This is a genomic window from Kitasatospora sp. NPDC018619, from assembly GCF_044391605.1.
Classification (GTDB): domain Bacteria; phylum Actinomycetota; class Actinomycetes; order Streptomycetales; family Streptomycetaceae; genus Kitasatospora.
This window is the reverse complement of record NZ_JBISAI010000014.1, coordinates 115,544-129,717: the sequence shown is the minus strand read 5'-3', so window position 1 is coordinate 129,717 and position 14,174 is coordinate 115,544. Positions and strand designations below refer to the sequence as shown.

Sequence of the window (14,174 nt, the reverse complement as noted above, 5' to 3'; positions counted from 1 at the left end):
TGCCGGTGCCGGGCGAAGGCGTTGCGGCAGAGCCGGCCGACCAGGCCGACCAGGCGACCAGGCCGCGCAGCACCGGGCAGCGCCGGGCAGCGCCGGGCAGCCGGCGAACGGCAGCGGCCCGGCGTCCAGTCCACCGAGGGTGCCGAGCACCGGCGCCGGCACGCCGTCGGCGAGCAGGGCCACGGTGCCCGCGGTGGCGGCCGGCAGCCGCGACGACACGGGGTGGTCGCGGGTGCCGCCGGGGCGGGCCGAGCAGCTCCGCACCGCGGACTACCGCCGCGCCCCGAGGGCCTGCGGCGCGGACCCCAACGGCGGGCACAGGCGCGCACGGAGACGTGCGGACTCCAGGCGCCGCAGCTCGCCCAGCAGTTCGGGCACCGGAACGGTCAGCACCGGGCAGACCGCCCGCCGGACGCAGTAGCCGGGCACCGCGCGGCGCAGCCGGCGGCGCAGCGGGCCGCCCGCAGGGCCGAGGACCAGCAGGTCGTCCGGCCGGTCGGCGACGTGCAGCAGGGCGGGGCCGGCCTCGCCGCGGACCACCACCGGGCGCAGCGGCACGCCGGGGTCGACGCCGCCGAAGGCCGCGTCGAGGGCGTCCCGCAGCCGCTGTCCGGCGGCGTCCCGGACGGCGGCGAGCAGGGGCGGGCAGGGCGAGCGACGGTAGCCGTGCTCGCCGCCGGGGGGCTCCCAGGCGAGCACCGGCACCAGGACGGCGCCGCGGGCGCGGGCCTCGGCGAGGCCGCGGTGCAGGGCGGCCAGGCTCCCCGGCGACCCGCCGACCCCGACCACCACCCTGGGTGCCGTGCCGTCCTCGTGCCGCCCGCTGCCGTGCATGATCCGTCCTCGTGTGGTCGCGTCCCCGGTCGTGCTCCAGCCAACCGCCGCAGCGGCGCTGACCTGGCCTCCTTGACGGCTTCCTGACGGCGCGCGCGCTGTTCCGAACGCGCTCCTTACGCGGCCCGTCGGTCTCCCCGGCCGCCCGCGCTTCACCCGTTCGGCCCATTCAGCGGGCGAAGATCACCAGCGGGTGGGTGGATGGAGACGGCCCGCAGGGACCAGGCATGCCCGGCGGGCGGTTCGATGTCGAACGTTCCAGCTTTCTAGGGAGCACGGGCTTGTACTACAGCAGCGGCAACTACGAGGCGTTCGCCCGGCCGAGGAAGCCCGAGGGCGCCGAACGCAAGCGGGCCTGGTTCGTCGGGTCGGGGCTGGCCGCGCTGGCCGGGGCGGCCTTCCTGGTCCGGGACGGGCAGGTGCCCGGCGAGCGGATCACCGTCCTGGAGCGGCTGAAGCTGGCCGGCGGCGCGCTGGACGGGATCAAGGTGCCCGAGAAGGGCTTCGTGGTCCGCGGCGGGCGCGAGCTGGAGGACCACATGGAGTGCCTGTGGGACCTCTTCCGCTCGGTGCCCTCACTGGAGGTCGAGGGCGCGTCCGTCCTGGACGAGTTCTACTGGCTCAAGGGCGAGTGTACACCCCACCATCTCGTTCTGACCTGCGGAAACTAGCCGAGTAGTACGGCTACTCCAAGGTGTCTGACCCAGGTCTTGCGGTGACGATCAGGGAGTCTGTGGGCCCCGCCCCGCCTTTACACCTTGTTCCCGGCCTGCGGAACCCCATGAGGTGCTGGGTGCCAGCCCCGCGCCCCCATGCTTCCCGACGCGCCCCACGCCCCTGCCTGTTAGACGGAGAGCTGCGTCGTACAGCACCGGAAGCCGGTGTCGTCATCGAACATCGTCGTGTCGGCATCGTTGAAAGCAGCCGGCGTCGCCCGCGCAAAGGGACTGGTGAACGCGCCAGCCTTGAGTTCGCGACGTCCCGGGGCGGACTCGTCGGCGCACCACTCCCACGTGTTTCCGCACAAGTCGTAGACGCCGTACGGGCTGACACCACTGTGGTACCGGCTCACCGGTGTTGTCCGACCGATTCCGCTCTCTCGGCTGTTGCACTTCGCTGGCGTCTGCTGATCTCCCCAGGGATAGACGCCGCCACGAGGCCCACGGGCGGCCTTCTCCCACTGCTGGCTGGTCGGTAGAAGCTTGCCAGCCCACGCCGCGTACGCAGCGGCGTCGTGCCAAGTAACGAAGACAACAGGGTGATCGAACAACCCGTCCGGGCACTTTCCCTTGGGCCAGTGGCGCGGAGCCGGATGTCCCGTGGCAGAGACGAAGCGCGAGTAGTCCGAGTTTGTGACCGGGAAGACGTCGATGTAAAAGTCGGGCAGCCAGATCGGCGCTTTCTCGGGGCCAGCAAGGAACACCCCGGCTTCGACAAGGGCCATGCGTTTGCCGTCACCGGGGTGGGTGATCTGGTGTTGTCGCGGCAAGAGGTATTCAGCCTCTGCGGGTTGGTCGGAGAGCACAGTATCTGAGGTACCGATCAACCGAACGAAGCGTTCGTGGACTTCGGGGCCGGATGCGGCCAGCGACGTATCCAGAGCTGCCTGGTTGACCGGACGAGGCGTGATACCTGTTCCCCTTGCCTCCCACTTCGAGACCATGCGGTCGCTGATGCCGAGGTGAGCCGCGAACGCCTCGATGCTCATCCGCTTCGCCTTCCGAAGCGCCTTTACCTCAACACCGGTCCATACTTCTACGGTCGCCAACGCGGCCCCTCCACCCCACAACCCTTAACCCGTCGCTCCCGCGCGGGGAGTACCTAGAGTAGGTCCCCCGGCAGTTCCGTGTACTCCTTACGCAGTTGTTCGATTACGGGATGTGCGTCCGGATAGACGACGTTGTCCACCGCGCTGATTGCTCGCACGCCGATGCCGATGTTGGTGGCGAACGCGGCGTCGAACTCGGAGAGGTCGCGAAGCCGAATGGTTGCGGCAGACGACGGGTGGGTTTGCCGCAGCAGTTCCATGGTTGTGCCGACCAGGCACTCGGCATCCGGCCAGATGACCTGATCCCCCTTGACGAAGCCAACGTTCCAGGTGCCACCCTCGGAGATGACGGACTCGACGTCCGTGAAGAGCGCATCATCGAAGCCAGCCCGCTGCGCGTTGCGGCGGTGGCGGAGCGAGCCGAAGAGACCCACGCTCTTCACGGCCGGCATGTCTCGGGTGTAGACGAGGGACTGGACACGCATCGCGGGAAGGGGGAGCGGTCCGGCCGGCCGGGTGGTCACCAGGATGTGGGGGTGGGCGTCGTTTCCGACGTGTCCGAGGTCGAGGGCAGGGTCGAAGACCGTCACCCGGACGACGCAGGCCCCGGAGGACGGCGCAGCACGACGGGCGAACTCCCGGACGAGGTCGAGGTCGAGGTCAGAGTCGAAGACGGCTCGGCAGTCACGGGCCAGGCGCGCCAGGTGGAGGTGGAGGCCGCGCACGTGGCCGTCCTCCACACGGATTGAGGTGAAGTGCCCGTAGTTCGTCAGGGCAAGGGCCTGGAGCTGCTCCAGACCGATCGGGCTTCCGTTCAGTTCTGCCATGCCGCCAAGCATGGCACCGGTCCTGAGAGGGCAGGCTGGGTTCCCTCCGGTGAGGGCAGCGAAGTTCGGTGAAAGTTCAGAGCCGGGGCAGGGTCAGGACGTACCGGACCAGTTACCTCCAGCGCCAGCCTAGTCACACAACGTTGGCCTCCCGGTCGGACAGTTCACGATCTGCTGCCCTCTAACGCGGATGAGCGAGAACCGCACGGCGAGCCTTCACCCCTAGCAACTCCCGACCTGGGAGGACACTCCGTGTCACAAGCACGCCCCGGTTTCAGCCAGTTGGCACTGGCTGACACCCCGAACGCAGTAGCGTGGGCCCGGCGGCACACCGTTGATGTGCTCCGCTGTTGGCAGGTTCCGCCGGAAACCGTCCAGACGGCACGGCTCATTGTGTCTGAGCTGGTGACCAATGCCATCCGAGACTCACGCCCGGGTGAGGAGATCTCCCCGTACTCCCCACTGTCGCAGGTGCGAACCGTGACCCTGACCCTCTGGCTCGAACGCGGACGTCTGACGATCCTTGTCCACGACCATGACGACCGACCGCCTGTGGTCAAGTCGGTTGGGGAGGATGCGGAGAGCGGCCGGGGCGTCTTCCTGGTAGAGGCGCTGAGCGAACTGTGGGGCTACTACTACGATCCCGGTTCCGCTGGAAAGGTCGTCTGGTCGGAGCTGCTGACTGCTGCGCGGGACCCCAGGTTCGGGGACGACAGCGCCGGCGGCAAGGGCAGCGCCCGCGACAAGGATGCGACCGGGCGCTCCTATGAGGACACGCCGTTGGTGGTGGCCCGCGCCCTGATGGCCCTCCGCGAACTCTGATCCCGGACCGCCCACCCTTAGTGGGCCCCCAGCGAGTGGCCGGCGTCGACGCCCCCCGACGGTGGTCACTCCGAGCGCCCCCGCATCGCCAGTGCGACTCGAAACCCCCGCGATTCGCGCGAGGCGGCGGGGGCGCTCACCCTCCTAGTAACTCGGCATCATGAAAGGAGAGTTGAGGCCAGTTGGGCTTCCGCGAGGTGCAGACGCAGACCGAGTCGACTTCCGAAAGGTAGAAACGCTATGAAGGTGATGGACAACCGGTACTCACCGGGCATGCGCAAGTGGAACCTCCGCTTCGGAATCACGTCCCGCTGCAACATCCGTTGCCAGTACTGCCTGCCCGAGGGCAAGCAGGGCGTCATCGTCCAACCGTCGCTGGAGGAGGCCATCGAAGTCCTCCAGGCGGCGCACGACATCGGGTTCACGCGAGTCCACTACACGGGCGGCGAGCCGACCGTGCGCCGGGACTTCGTTGACCTACTCCGGGCCGGGAAGGAGATCGGCTTCAAGCAGCAGATCGTCACGACCAACGGCTACCGGCTGCACCACATCATCGAGGAGGCGATCGACGCCGGCCTCACCCGGGCAATCGTCAGCATCGACACCCTTGACGAGCAGCGGAACCTCTTCATAACCCGCCGCGGCTTCCACAGCGACACCCTCCGCAGCATCGAGCGCTCCGTCGAGCTGCTGCCCACGCTCACCAAGATCTCGTGCGTCACCATGCGTGACACCCTGCACGAGCTGCCGGCCTTCATCGACTACGCGCGCAGCCTCAACAACAGCGGTGGGGCTGGGCAGTTGGCGATCAAGCTGAACCAGTTCTTCCCCTCGAACCCGGCCCAGCTCGGTGCCGAGGGTGAAGCCTTCTGGAAGAACCAGTTCGTGGAGGAGTCGGCCATCCTCGAATCTCTCGCCAAGGCCGGGGAACTGCACCCGGTTCGCCGCGAGGGGATCGAGGGCGACAACCCCAGCTACAACTACTACGAGATCGGCGACACCGGGGTGAAGGTCGCGGTGCTGGCGATGTTCTCCTGGGACTACCCGTGCGGAGGATGCTGGAAGCTCCGCATCAGCCCCAACGGCATGACGACGATCTGCATCAGCCAGAAGAACCCGCCCGTCCTGTGGGGGATGAGCCTGGACGAGAAGCGGGAGACCTTCAAGCGCCTGACGGGCTACCGCGACAGCGAACAGTTCGACATCGACAACCCCGACCGCAAGCACTACCGGGACCAGCTCGGCGAACTGCGCTTCGACAAGGTAGTCGGCGAGCAGAAGAGCATCGCGCACTTCCGCACCATCCTCACCCGTGAACAGATGGAAGGCGGTAAGACGGCGTGATCACGGGACTGGAGCGCCTGTGCTTCGGCACCTCGACCTTCGTGGCCGGCCGCCTGTTCCCGCGCAAGGAGTCGGGCCCCGGCATGGCGGCACTGCGCACGGCGCTCCAGTCCGGCGTCCGGCTGATCCACTCGAACCCCAACCTCGATACTCAGTGGGCCATCGGTGAGGTGTTGGAGGAGATCGGGCCGGTCGACGGACTACGTCATCTTGTCAAGGCCGAGTGCCCGTTGCACGGTGACCTCGAAGCCCGCATCCGCTCCGCTATCGAGGTCTCCACAGGTCGGCTCGGCATCTCCAGGATCAACGCGCTGGTGCTCGAAGTCGACCTCAAGCGCACCGAACGTACGGACCAGCTTCACAGCCCACGAGTACTCGGGGGCTTCTACCGCAGCGGCGCACGCGTGGCCTTCGCGTCCGGCAGAGTCGATGCCGTGTACGCCTACTGCCACGGCCCCCAGGCGCTAACCGCCGCACTCAGGGTGGAGGCGATCAGCGCCGTCGCGGCGCAGTACCACCTCACCTCCCCGTGGGCCTACGCGCATCTTTCCCAGATTGAGAGGGCCGGCAAGGCATTCGTCGGAATGTCTCCGCTTAACCGCGGCGCGCTGGTGGACGCGCGCGCCAGCACCCCCCGGGCTCGGCTTCGGCCCTTGGCCTGGGCATTGAGTGACCCGCGTGTCGCTGCCCTCGCGGTGACCATGTCCACTCCCGAGCACGTCAACGAGGTGATCGACACTGTCCGTAACTCGGAACGATCAAGGTCCCGGAGTCCCTACACTGGCCGCACCGGAACCCCAAGGAGAGAACTCCCGTGATTGACATTGCCCTGTTGCGAACCGACCCCGACCTTGTGCGTCGTACCGCACGGGCGAAGGGCTCCGACGTCAACGTTGACCGCCTGATCGAGGTGGACTCCGAACTCCGCCAGGAGCAGACCAAGGCCGAGGAACTGCGTTCGCAGCAGAAGAAGCTCGGCAAGGGCGCCGACATCCAGGCGGCCCGCGACCTCAAGAGCCGCGTCCAGGCTGCCAACGACCGCGTCCGCGACCTCCAGGCCGAGCGCGACGACCTGTGGGTCCGCGTGCCGAACATCTTCCCCGACGACACCCCTTTGGGTGACGACGACGAAGGCAACGTCGAGTTGCGGAGCGTGGGAGCCCCGGAGCCGACCGACGAGGCCCGTGCCCACGAGGTGATTGGCGAGCGCCTGGGCATCTTCGACCTCAAGCGCGCCGCTGAGGTCTCCGGCTCCGGTTTCTACTACTGGAAGGGAGACGGCGCGCGCCTGGCCTGGGCGATGTTCTCTTACGTCCAGGATCTGCTGGTGCAGCGCGGCTTCTCCCCGATGATGACCCCGCTGATGGCGCGCGAGCGCACGTTCTTCGGGACCGGCTTCCTGCCGTTCTTCGAGGACCAGCTGTACCGGGTGCAGGGCACCGATCTCTCCCTGATCGGTACCACCGAGCAGACCCTGATCGGCTTCTACGGCGACACCATCCTCGACCCCGAGGAACTGCCGATCCAGGTGGCTGCCTTCTCCCCGTGCTTCCGCACCGAGGCCGGCGCGGCGGGCCGCACCAACCGGGGTGGGTTCCGCGCGCACCAGTTCCACAAGGTGGAGCAGATCGTCCTGTGCCACCCGGACCAGTCCGAGCACTGGCTCAACGAGTGCCAGCGCAACGTGGAGGACATCCTCGACGGTCTCGAACTGCCCTACCGCGTCGTGCGCGTGTGCCTGGGCGACATGGGCGCACCCACGTACAAGAAGTACGACACTGAGGCGTGGTTCCCGTCGTTCGGGCTGTACCGCGAGACCCACTCCAACTCGAACCTGTGGGACTACCAGTCCCGCCGCTTCAAGATCCGGTTCAAGGACGGCGACGGCAAGACCGTGCTTCCGCACACGATCTCGTCCACCGGCATCACCGACCGTGCCGCACTGGCCATCCTGGAGAACCACGTCCAGGCTGACGGCACGATCTACATCCCCAAGGCGCTCCGGCCCTACATGGGCGGACAGGAATGGATCGGTAGGCGGGATTGACCCTGACGCTGGGGCTGAACTTCGGCACCCACGACGCGGCGGCGGCCATCGTTCACAACGGAACGGTGGCCGCCGCTGTCGAAGAGGAGCGCCTGAACCGGATCAAGAACACCAAGGTGTTCCCCGAGCGAGCGATCCAGGTCTGTCTGGACTTGGTGGGCGCCCGCGCTAACGACCTAGACCAGGTGGCCCTGTTCGTGGACCCCAAACTCCACCTACTCCTGGCCCCCTCCAACCTCCGCCACGGCACACCGGCCTCCATCGGATCGCTGTTCTCCGACCTCGACAAATACCGCAAACGCCGACGGTTACCGGCCGCCATTCGTAGCAGCGGTCTCTTACCGAAGAACCTGCCGCTCATACCTGTGCCCCATCATCGAGCGCACGCGGCCAGTGCGTATCACGTCTCCCCGTTCGTTAACGCGCTTGTCGTGACGCTCGACGGTCGGGGCGAGTACGAGACCGCCGTCGTGTTCGACGGTGCCGACGGGAAACTGCTCAGGCGTCACCACATCACCTACCCACACTCGTTCGGTTACCTGTATAGCGCACTCACCCGCTACCTCGGCTTCCGCCCGCAGCACGACGAGTACAAGGTCATGGGTCTGGCGGCCTACGGCAGCCCCACCTACACCGAACGACTCGCCAGGCTGGCACATTTCGACGCCGACGCCGGCCGCTTATGTTTGGACCTCCGGTACTTCGACCACCACCGCAGACCAAGCCGCAACCGCACCCTCTACAGTCCGGCCCTGGTGGAACTTCTCGGCCCACCTCGCAGTCCCGGTGACGAGATCACCGACCGGCACCGCGATATTGCCCATGCCCTCCAGTATCTCCATGAGCGCCTGGTCGGCGCCTACATTGCCCACGCCCAACAGCTGGTGCCACGCAGAACGCTCTGCCTTGCCGGAGGCGTCGCGCTGAACTGCGTCGCCAACGCTGCGATCATCAACTCCGGACACTTCGACCAGGTGTTCATTCAGCCAGCGGCCGGCGACGCCGGGACCTCTATCGGAGCCGCGCTGATTGCGGGAGCTGCCAAGGAACGGCTGCCGCTTCACAACGCCTTTCTCGGTCCCGCGTTCGAGAGCAACGTCATCGAGAAGGCCCTCAGAGACCTTCCAGAGAGCCACTACGAGGTACGGCATACCCCTGACCCCCATCGGGAGGCGGCGAGGCTGCTGCACGCCGAGCACGTGATCGGTTGGTTCCAGGGCCGTATGGAATTCGGGCCGCGCGCTCTCGGGGCCCGCAGCATCCTTGCTTCACCCCGTGCGGCCGAGACAGCTGCACGGATCAACGCCATGATCAAGCGGCGCGAGGCGTTCCGCCCCTTCGCACCAGTAGTTCTGGCCGAGCACGCCGACGAGTACTTCGACCTCTCCGTAGCCGGGACGCTGGTCTACCCGTACATGCTTGCCACAGCGCCCGTGCGGCTGCACCGACGCAACGAGGTTCCGGCGATCGTCCACACCGACGGCTCTGCCCGAGTACAGACGGTCGGTCGCATCACCAACCCGGGCCTCTGGCAGGTCATCCGGAATTACCACAGGCTGTCCGGATTACCGGTTCTGCTCAACACTTCGTTCAACGGAGCAGAGGAGCCGATCGTTTGTACCCCTGGTGACGCAGTGAAGACCTTTGTCAACTGCGGGCTGGATGCTCTAGTGATCGGGAACTTCGTCGTCTCCCGCAGGAAGTAGTCTCGAACCGCCGCAGGAGGGCGTGGGGCCTGGTGCCACCCGGTACTGCTCTTCGTCCTCCGGCGGTGGGAGCGGGACGGCGATGGACAGCTCGATGCCGGCCACGGCCCGGATCTGGTAGCCGTAGCCGGGCGGGAGGGTGCCCGGCGGGGTGCCCTCGGTGGTTTTCGGTATCCACACGCGTCCGCGGAGTTCGACGGTGCCGATCTGTTCGCCCAGGCCCCGGACGACCCGGAAGTGGCCCTTTCGTCCCTCGTAGGTGAGGTCGAAGACTCGGTCGTCCCATTGGCCGTCGGGCAGCAGGTTGGCGGGGTGGGGTTGCAGCGGTGTTTCCTTCCGTTCGGGCGGGTGGTGGGGGTGGGGCCTGGTGTCAGCGGTGCAGGTGTCCGCTACCCATCGGTCGTGCCCAGATCGCTCCGTTGGGATCCGCCCAGATGTGGAGTCGTTGTTGTTGGGTGGCGTGGGCTGCCATGCTGCCGAGCGCCCCGCCGACTGCCCACCCGGCACCGCCACCGCCGGTGGTACTCAGGGCCATGACGACCTGCCCCGGTGTGCGTGCGACGACTGTCCAGCCGTGCGCGGCCTGTGTCTGGAGCACCGAGTCGAGGGCGGCTTCGATCTCGGCCGGGGTGACTGGCCGGCCCGGGGCGGGGATGACGGGGGTTGGTTCGGCGTTCGCTCCCCACTGGGCTTTCTGGGGCTTGCGCTTGAACATCGGTGGTCCTTCGTGGGCGGGGCGGAGCTGGTTTCAGCGATCGTGCTGCGGCTCTGGTCGGCGACCGCAGCCTTACAGCTTGCTGGACTTCTGCGCGAGCCGCATCGGGTCGGAGGTCCTGATGCGGGGACGCTGGTCGCAGCGGTCGATGGCAGAGGCTGACGGTGGCAGTGGGGGTGGGGCCTGGTGTCCGCTCGCCGATCTCGACGCCGTCGGCGAGCAGCTGCTTCACGGCGGCCTCGGCCTGGTGCCGGTAGCGGTGGCGGGAGTGGAAGTGGTCGTTCTCCCGGATCTCGTACATCTCCTGCGCGAAGTCGCGGTCGTTGAGGACCACGTCGAAGCGGCGGTCGTGGCCCGAGCCGGTGACGTTCCAGCGGCCGGCGGCCACCGCGGACCACGTCAGGTCGATGTCCGCGTCGGTGCGGGCTCGCTCGGCACGCTGGCGCTCGGCGTGCTCGTCGGCTCGGCGCTGGCGGGCGGCGGCCAGCTCGGCCTGGTGCTGCTGCTCGGCCTTCTCGCGCAGCCGCAGGTACTCGGCGCGGGACTGGGCGGCCCGGCGTTCCAGCTCCGCGAGGCGCTGGCGGGCGGCTTCGCGGCGGCGGGCGGCTTCCTGGCCGCCGGGCAGCGGGGGTAGGGCCTGGGGTTCGCGGCGGGCGGGGCAGGGCTCGGCGAGGTCGGCGCGGTGGTGGCGCCAGGCGGTGAGCATGGCGTGCCCGTCGGCGGTGGCCACCACGTCGCCGTGCTCGTCCTGGCGGAGGAATCCGGCGGCGATGACCAGCTCGACCACGCGGCGGCGCACGCGGCGGCCCTTGGCGCCCCAGCGGGCTCCGGCGGGGATGAGGCGGTAGCCGGTGCCGTCCCACCAGACGCCGCCGTCGGGGTCTTCGCGGGTGGCCGCCGCGACGAGGGCGTAGACGGCGGTGGTCCAGCCGGACTTCTCGCGGGTCTCGGCGTGGCGTGCGGAGGCGAGGAAGCGGCGGAAGTCGGCTTCGTGGTCGTCGGCGTGGAGGCGGGCGGCGTGGTGGGCGTCGTCGCGGTGGGCGTGGTCGTCGCCGATCTGGGCGGGGCGGCCGGTGTAGCGGTCGCCGCACGCCAGGCACCACACCTTCCCGCCTTCGCCCCGGTAGCCGCCGGGGCCGACGCCGACGGGGCAGGTGTCGCGCAGGCCCCACTCCAGGGCGGTGCCGCCGCCGGGTATCCAGGGGGCGCGGGTGGGGGTGGGCACTGGGGTCTCCTGGGGGGTGGGGCCTGCGGTCACGCAGGGTGGTGGAGGGGTGGCACAGCGTAAGGGTCTATGTCGTTATGTCATTTTTTATGACATTTCTCAAAAACATATAGACATAGGCTCTGAGGGTGGGGCTCAACCAGAACCGGGGTCCGGCACACGGCATTTCGACACCGGCCCACCCCCAAGGGCGGGGGGTGGGGCCTGGTGTCGGTCGGGTTCGGTCAGTCGGTTCCGAGGGCTTCGAGCCACTGACCGGCGTCCATGCCGTCGATGGTGGGGTGGCCGTCGCGGAAGCGGATGTCCCGGGGTTCGAGGGTGATGTCGAGCATCCGGCCGAGGTGCAGGCACTCACGGACGACGAGCCCCCGGTAGGCGGCCTCTGCTCGGGCCTGGGCCTCGTCTCCGAAGTACTGGCGGGGCCGATCCCCGGTGAGCATTCGGCCGGCGGCTCCGTACGGCTGACGTTCGACGGTCCAGGTGCCCTTGGCGTCGGGGGCGACGGTGAAGCGGACGGCCATCGGCGGCTGGTCGGGCCGGGGCTGCGGGTAGGTGAGGGTGTAGCGGGTGGCGGGAGCGGTGGCGGTGGGCACTGGTGTCTCCGGGGTGGGGGTGGGGCCTGGTGTCAGCGGGGGCTCAGCCGTGCTCGGTGGCGAGGTGTCGGCGGCGGGTCTCGTCGGTGTAGCCCTTGGCGGTGTTGAGGGTGGTCCACCCGCACGTGCACACGGCGGTGGAGTAGGCCCGGCCGGGGCAGCCTTCGGTCAGGGGCTTGCCCGAGCTGGTGTGCTTGTGGGAGGGCGGGCACACGGTGCCGTCGGCGTGGTGGTCGGTGCGGGGCGCCTTGAACCGGGCCGCGGGGGTGTTCTGCTTCGGCCGGCGGCCCCGGGGCGGGGCCTGGTGCTCCGCGCGGGCGTGGCGCTCGGCGATCTGCTTCCAGGACGCCCATTCGCCGGCCTGGGCGTCCCACTCGGCTTCGGTGAGGGCGTCGCCGACGACCACGGGCTCGGTGTGGTCGTACCAGGTCTCCCAGTCGCCGGTGACGATGCGTTCGGCTTCGGCCTGGGCGGCTTCGGGGGTGGGGGCGAGGACGGGGACGAGGTGCACGGTGATCAGATCGACGGGGACGATGTACTGCGGCATACGCTGTTCCTTCGGCTGCTCGGGGGTGGGGCCTGGGGTCTGGCCGGGCCTCGGCGCGGTCCGGACGGGTGGTCCGGGCCGCACCGGGGCGGGTCAGGCCGCCAGTTCGGTGCTGTTGACGAGCAGGCCGGGCAGGCAGTCTTGGAGGAGGGCGGGGATCATCTCGGTGTGGCGGTCGCGCATCCACGGGAAGCCGGGGGCGGTGACGATGGCGAACGGTTCTCCGCCGTCGGCGGGGACGACGACGCGGAAGCGGGCGCGGGGCTTGGCAACGGCCGGGCAGGCGAGGCCGAGTTCGCCGGGGTGGGTGTCGCTGGCGACGCCGTAGCGCACGGTGCCGTCGGGCTCGGTCCAGCGCTGCCAGCCCTTGCCCTTCGTGCGGGTCTTGCTGGGCTTGGTGGCAGGTCGGGGGCCGGGGCCGATCTTCACAGGCTTGCCGGGGCTGCTGACCTTGGGCAGGTCGAGGGCGAGTTGCACGGCCTTCGTGTGCGCGGCCTGTGCGCCGCGACCGGACGGGGTGGTGACGGTGACGGTGCGGTGCTTCGTCGTGAACTTCCCCTTCTCCTCGTGCTGGTAGGGCAGGCGGAGCGTGGTGGTCAGGTCGGTGCTGGTGTTCATGGTGGCGCTGTTCCTTCGGGGCGGGGGTGGGGCCTGGGCCCGGCCGGCATCGGGGGCGTCCGACGCCGGCCGGGGGTGGGGCCTGGCGTCAGTGGCCCTCGTAGGAGATCCACCAGTCGCTGTATCCGGTCTCGTAGGCGAACCACTCGCCGTCGTCGCCGCTCAGCCCGGCGGCTTCGGCCCAGGCCCGGTATCCGGCGCGGCTGAGCCGCCAGCCGCGCATCCTGCTCGCGTCCAGGGCGCCCTGGCCGTACGCGGTGCTGTCCGCCGTCCACTCGGGCAGGTCGTCCGGGTCGCTGGCCCAGGCGGCTTGGATGACGGGCAGCCATACGACGCGGACGGTTCGGCCGGGCCTGGGCCACTCGACGGTGACGGCTCCGCCGGGGCCCGGGGTGAGGGTCGCGCCGTGGTGGACGGCGTGGCGGGCGAGGCGCTGGGCCAGCACGTCGACGCTGGTGCTCGGCGAGTCGTTCTCGGTGGCGTACGCCTTCGCGCCGTTCACGGCGGCGTGGTCGCCGAGCTGGTCAACATGGGCGTCGTAGGTGTCTCGGGTGTTCATCGGTGGTGCTTCGCTTTCTGGGGTGGTGCGGGGGTGGGGCCTGGTGTCAGCGGCCGGTCACAGCGGGATGCTTCCGACGCGACGGCCGATGGGGTGGGCCCTGGTGTACTCGGCGCGGGCGGCCTGTCCGGCGCGGGTGACGCGCCAGTACCCGGCCACGACCCCGGGGGTGAGGTATCCCGCGTCGGCGAGCCGCTGTGCCGCCGCGCCGTCGGGGTCGGCGACGTCGGCCCCGATGCGGTCGGCGAAGGCCCAGTGGGACAGGAGCGCGAAGTCCTGGGCGCTGATCACCGGCCGCTCTCCGTCTCGCGGATGATCGCTTCGAGTTCGGCGGTGAGGTCCAGCAGCAGGTCCCGGCTGTCGAAGGCGCGATCGGTGTCCGCCTCGTCGTAGTCACCCATGTACCGGTCGTCGGTGGGCTGGTCGCCACAGTGCGGGTCGTACCCGGGGATGCGCTCGTAGAAGAGGGCTTCCCACTCGGCTTCGCTGCGGTGGATGCGGTCAACGAGGGCTTGCAGGCGGGCGGTGGTCATGGCGCTGTTCCTTCGTGGTCGGGGGGGGGTGGGGCC

The 14,174-nt window shown here is 69.1% G+C and carries 16 protein-coding genes; 6 read left to right on the top strand and 10 right to left on the bottom strand.

All coding sequences use genetic code 11. The annotated features are described in order from the left end of the window. Nucleotides 1–270 precede the first annotated feature (270 nt). The gene (locus ACH5AR_RS23005; RefSeq protein ID WP_396303338.1) at nucleotides 271–834 is read right to left on the bottom strand and encodes a universal stress protein; all 564 of its coding nucleotides are present in this window, start codon (nucleotides 832–834) and stop codon (nucleotides 271–273) included. A 281-nt stretch (nucleotides 835–1,115) separates the two neighbouring features. Here ACH5AR_RS23005 and ACH5AR_RS23000 point away from each other — a divergent pair, with 281 nt between their 5' ends. Further along, nucleotides 1,116–1,505: an oleate hydratase gene (locus tag ACH5AR_RS23000; RefSeq protein WP_396303337.1), complete on the top strand. Its 390-nt coding sequence runs from the start codon at nucleotides 1,116–1,118 to the stop codon at nucleotides 1,503–1,505. A 173-nt stretch (nucleotides 1,506–1,678) separates the two neighbouring features. On the opposite strand, the gene ACH5AR_RS22995 is transcribed toward ACH5AR_RS23000, so the two are convergent. Next, entirely contained in the window at nucleotides 1,679–2,602 is a 924-nt protein-coding gene (locus ACH5AR_RS22995; RefSeq protein ID WP_396303336.1) for an SUMF1/EgtB/PvdO family nonheme iron enzyme, read from the bottom strand. A 53-nt stretch (nucleotides 2,603–2,655) separates the two neighbouring features. Then, nucleotides 2,656–3,429, bottom strand: a complete 774-nt coding sequence (locus ACH5AR_RS22990) for an aminotransferase class IV family protein (RefSeq protein ID WP_396303335.1) — start codon at nucleotides 3,427–3,429, stop codon at nucleotides 2,656–2,658. A gap of 252 nt (nucleotides 3,430–3,681) precedes the next feature. On the opposite strand from ACH5AR_RS22990, the gene ACH5AR_RS22985 reads away from it, so the two are divergent. From ACH5AR_RS22985 to ACH5AR_RS22965, 5 genes are all read left to right on the top strand, one after another. After that, a complete protein-coding gene (locus ACH5AR_RS22985; protein ID WP_396303334.1) occupies nucleotides 3,682–4,251 on the top strand; it encodes an ATP-binding protein in 570 nt (189 codons plus the stop codon). A 240-nt stretch (nucleotides 4,252–4,491) separates the two neighbouring features. Then, the gene (locus ACH5AR_RS22980; protein WP_396303333.1) at nucleotides 4,492–5,595 is read left to right on the top strand and encodes a radical SAM protein; all 1,104 of its coding nucleotides are present in this window, start codon (nucleotides 4,492–4,494) and stop codon (nucleotides 5,593–5,595) included. Further along, complete coding sequence (locus ACH5AR_RS22975; protein ID WP_396303332.1) at nucleotides 5,592–6,413, top strand: hypothetical protein; 822 nt, start codon at nucleotides 5,592–5,594, stop codon at nucleotides 6,411–6,413. The genes ACH5AR_RS22980 and ACH5AR_RS22975 overlap by 4 nt, the downstream gene beginning before the upstream one ends. Continuing rightward, entirely contained in the window at nucleotides 6,410–7,642 is a 1,233-nt protein-coding gene (gene serS, locus ACH5AR_RS22970; protein WP_396303331.1) for a serine--tRNA ligase, read from the top strand. Before ACH5AR_RS22975 ends, serS begins: the two co-directional genes overlap by 4 nt. Further along, nucleotides 7,639–9,348 (top strand): carbamoyltransferase, encoded by a 1,710-nt coding sequence (locus ACH5AR_RS22965; protein ID WP_396303330.1) that lies wholly within the window; start codon nucleotides 7,639–7,641, stop codon nucleotides 9,346–9,348. Before serS ends, ACH5AR_RS22965 begins: the two co-directional genes overlap by 4 nt. A gap of 389 nt (nucleotides 9,349–9,737) precedes the next feature. Here ACH5AR_RS22965 and ACH5AR_RS22960 read toward each other — a convergent pair whose 3' ends face one another. The 7 genes from ACH5AR_RS22960 to ACH5AR_RS22930 form a co-directional block, all read right to left on the bottom strand. Then, nucleotides 9,738–11,288 (bottom strand): hypothetical protein, encoded by a 1,551-nt coding sequence (locus ACH5AR_RS22960; RefSeq protein WP_396303329.1) that lies wholly within the window; start codon nucleotides 11,286–11,288, stop codon nucleotides 9,738–9,740. A gap of 224 nt (nucleotides 11,289–11,512) precedes the next feature. Then, nucleotides 11,513–11,881: a hypothetical protein gene (locus tag ACH5AR_RS22955; RefSeq protein WP_396303328.1), complete on the bottom strand. Its 369-nt coding sequence runs from the start codon at nucleotides 11,879–11,881 to the stop codon at nucleotides 11,513–11,515. Nucleotides 11,882–11,924: 43 nt separating this feature from the next. Beyond that, nucleotides 11,925–12,428, bottom strand: coding sequence for a hypothetical protein (locus ACH5AR_RS22950; protein ID WP_396303327.1), 504 nt, complete (start codon nucleotides 12,426–12,428; stop codon nucleotides 11,925–11,927). 93 nt (nucleotides 12,429–12,521) lie between these two features. Continuing rightward, nucleotides 12,522–13,046: a hypothetical protein gene (locus ACH5AR_RS22945; protein WP_396303326.1), complete on the bottom strand. Its 525-nt coding sequence runs from the start codon at nucleotides 13,044–13,046 to the stop codon at nucleotides 12,522–12,524. 88 nt (nucleotides 13,047–13,134) lie between these two features. Continuing rightward, the gene (locus tag ACH5AR_RS22940; RefSeq protein WP_396303325.1) at nucleotides 13,135–13,605 is read right to left on the bottom strand and encodes a hypothetical protein; all 471 of its coding nucleotides are present in this window, start codon (nucleotides 13,603–13,605) and stop codon (nucleotides 13,135–13,137) included. A 57-nt stretch (nucleotides 13,606–13,662) separates the two neighbouring features. Then, complete coding sequence (locus ACH5AR_RS22935) at nucleotides 13,663–13,896, bottom strand: hypothetical protein (RefSeq protein ID WP_396303324.1); 234 nt, start codon at nucleotides 13,894–13,896, stop codon at nucleotides 13,663–13,665. Beyond that, a complete protein-coding gene (locus ACH5AR_RS22930) occupies nucleotides 13,893–14,138 on the bottom strand; it encodes a hypothetical protein (protein ID WP_396303323.1) in 246 nt (81 codons plus the stop codon). The genes ACH5AR_RS22935 and ACH5AR_RS22930 overlap by 4 nt, the downstream gene beginning before the upstream one ends. Nucleotides 14,139–14,174 lie beyond the last annotated feature (36 nt).

What these genes read in the sequence shown, in the direction of transcription:
- ACH5AR_RS22930 (WP_396303323.1), bottom strand. Translation starts at nt 14,138, where the DNA reads ATGACCACCGCCCGCCTGCAAGCCCTCGTTGACCGCATCCACCGCAGC.
- ACH5AR_RS22980 (WP_396303333.1), top strand. Translation starts at nt 4,492, where the DNA reads ATGAAGGTGATGGACAACCGGTACTCACCGGGCATGCGCAAGTGGAAC.
- ACH5AR_RS23005 (WP_396303338.1), bottom strand. Translation starts at nt 834, where the DNA reads ATGCACGGCAGCGGGCGGCACGAGGACGGCACGGCACCCAGGGTGGTG.
- ACH5AR_RS22990 (WP_396303335.1), bottom strand. Translation starts at nt 3,429, where the DNA reads ATGGCAGAACTGAACGGAAGCCCGATCGGTCTGGAGCAGCTCCAGGCC.
- ACH5AR_RS22950 (WP_396303327.1), bottom strand. Translation starts at nt 12,428, where the DNA reads ATGCCGCAGTACATCGTCCCCGTCGATCTGATCACCGTGCACCTCGTC.
- ACH5AR_RS22945 (WP_396303326.1), bottom strand. Translation starts at nt 13,046, where the DNA reads ATGAACACCAGCACCGACCTGACCACCACGCTCCGCCTGCCCTACCAG.
- ACH5AR_RS22940 (WP_396303325.1), bottom strand. Translation starts at nt 13,605, where the DNA reads ATGAACACCCGAGACACCTACGACGCCCATGTTGACCAGCTCGGCGAC.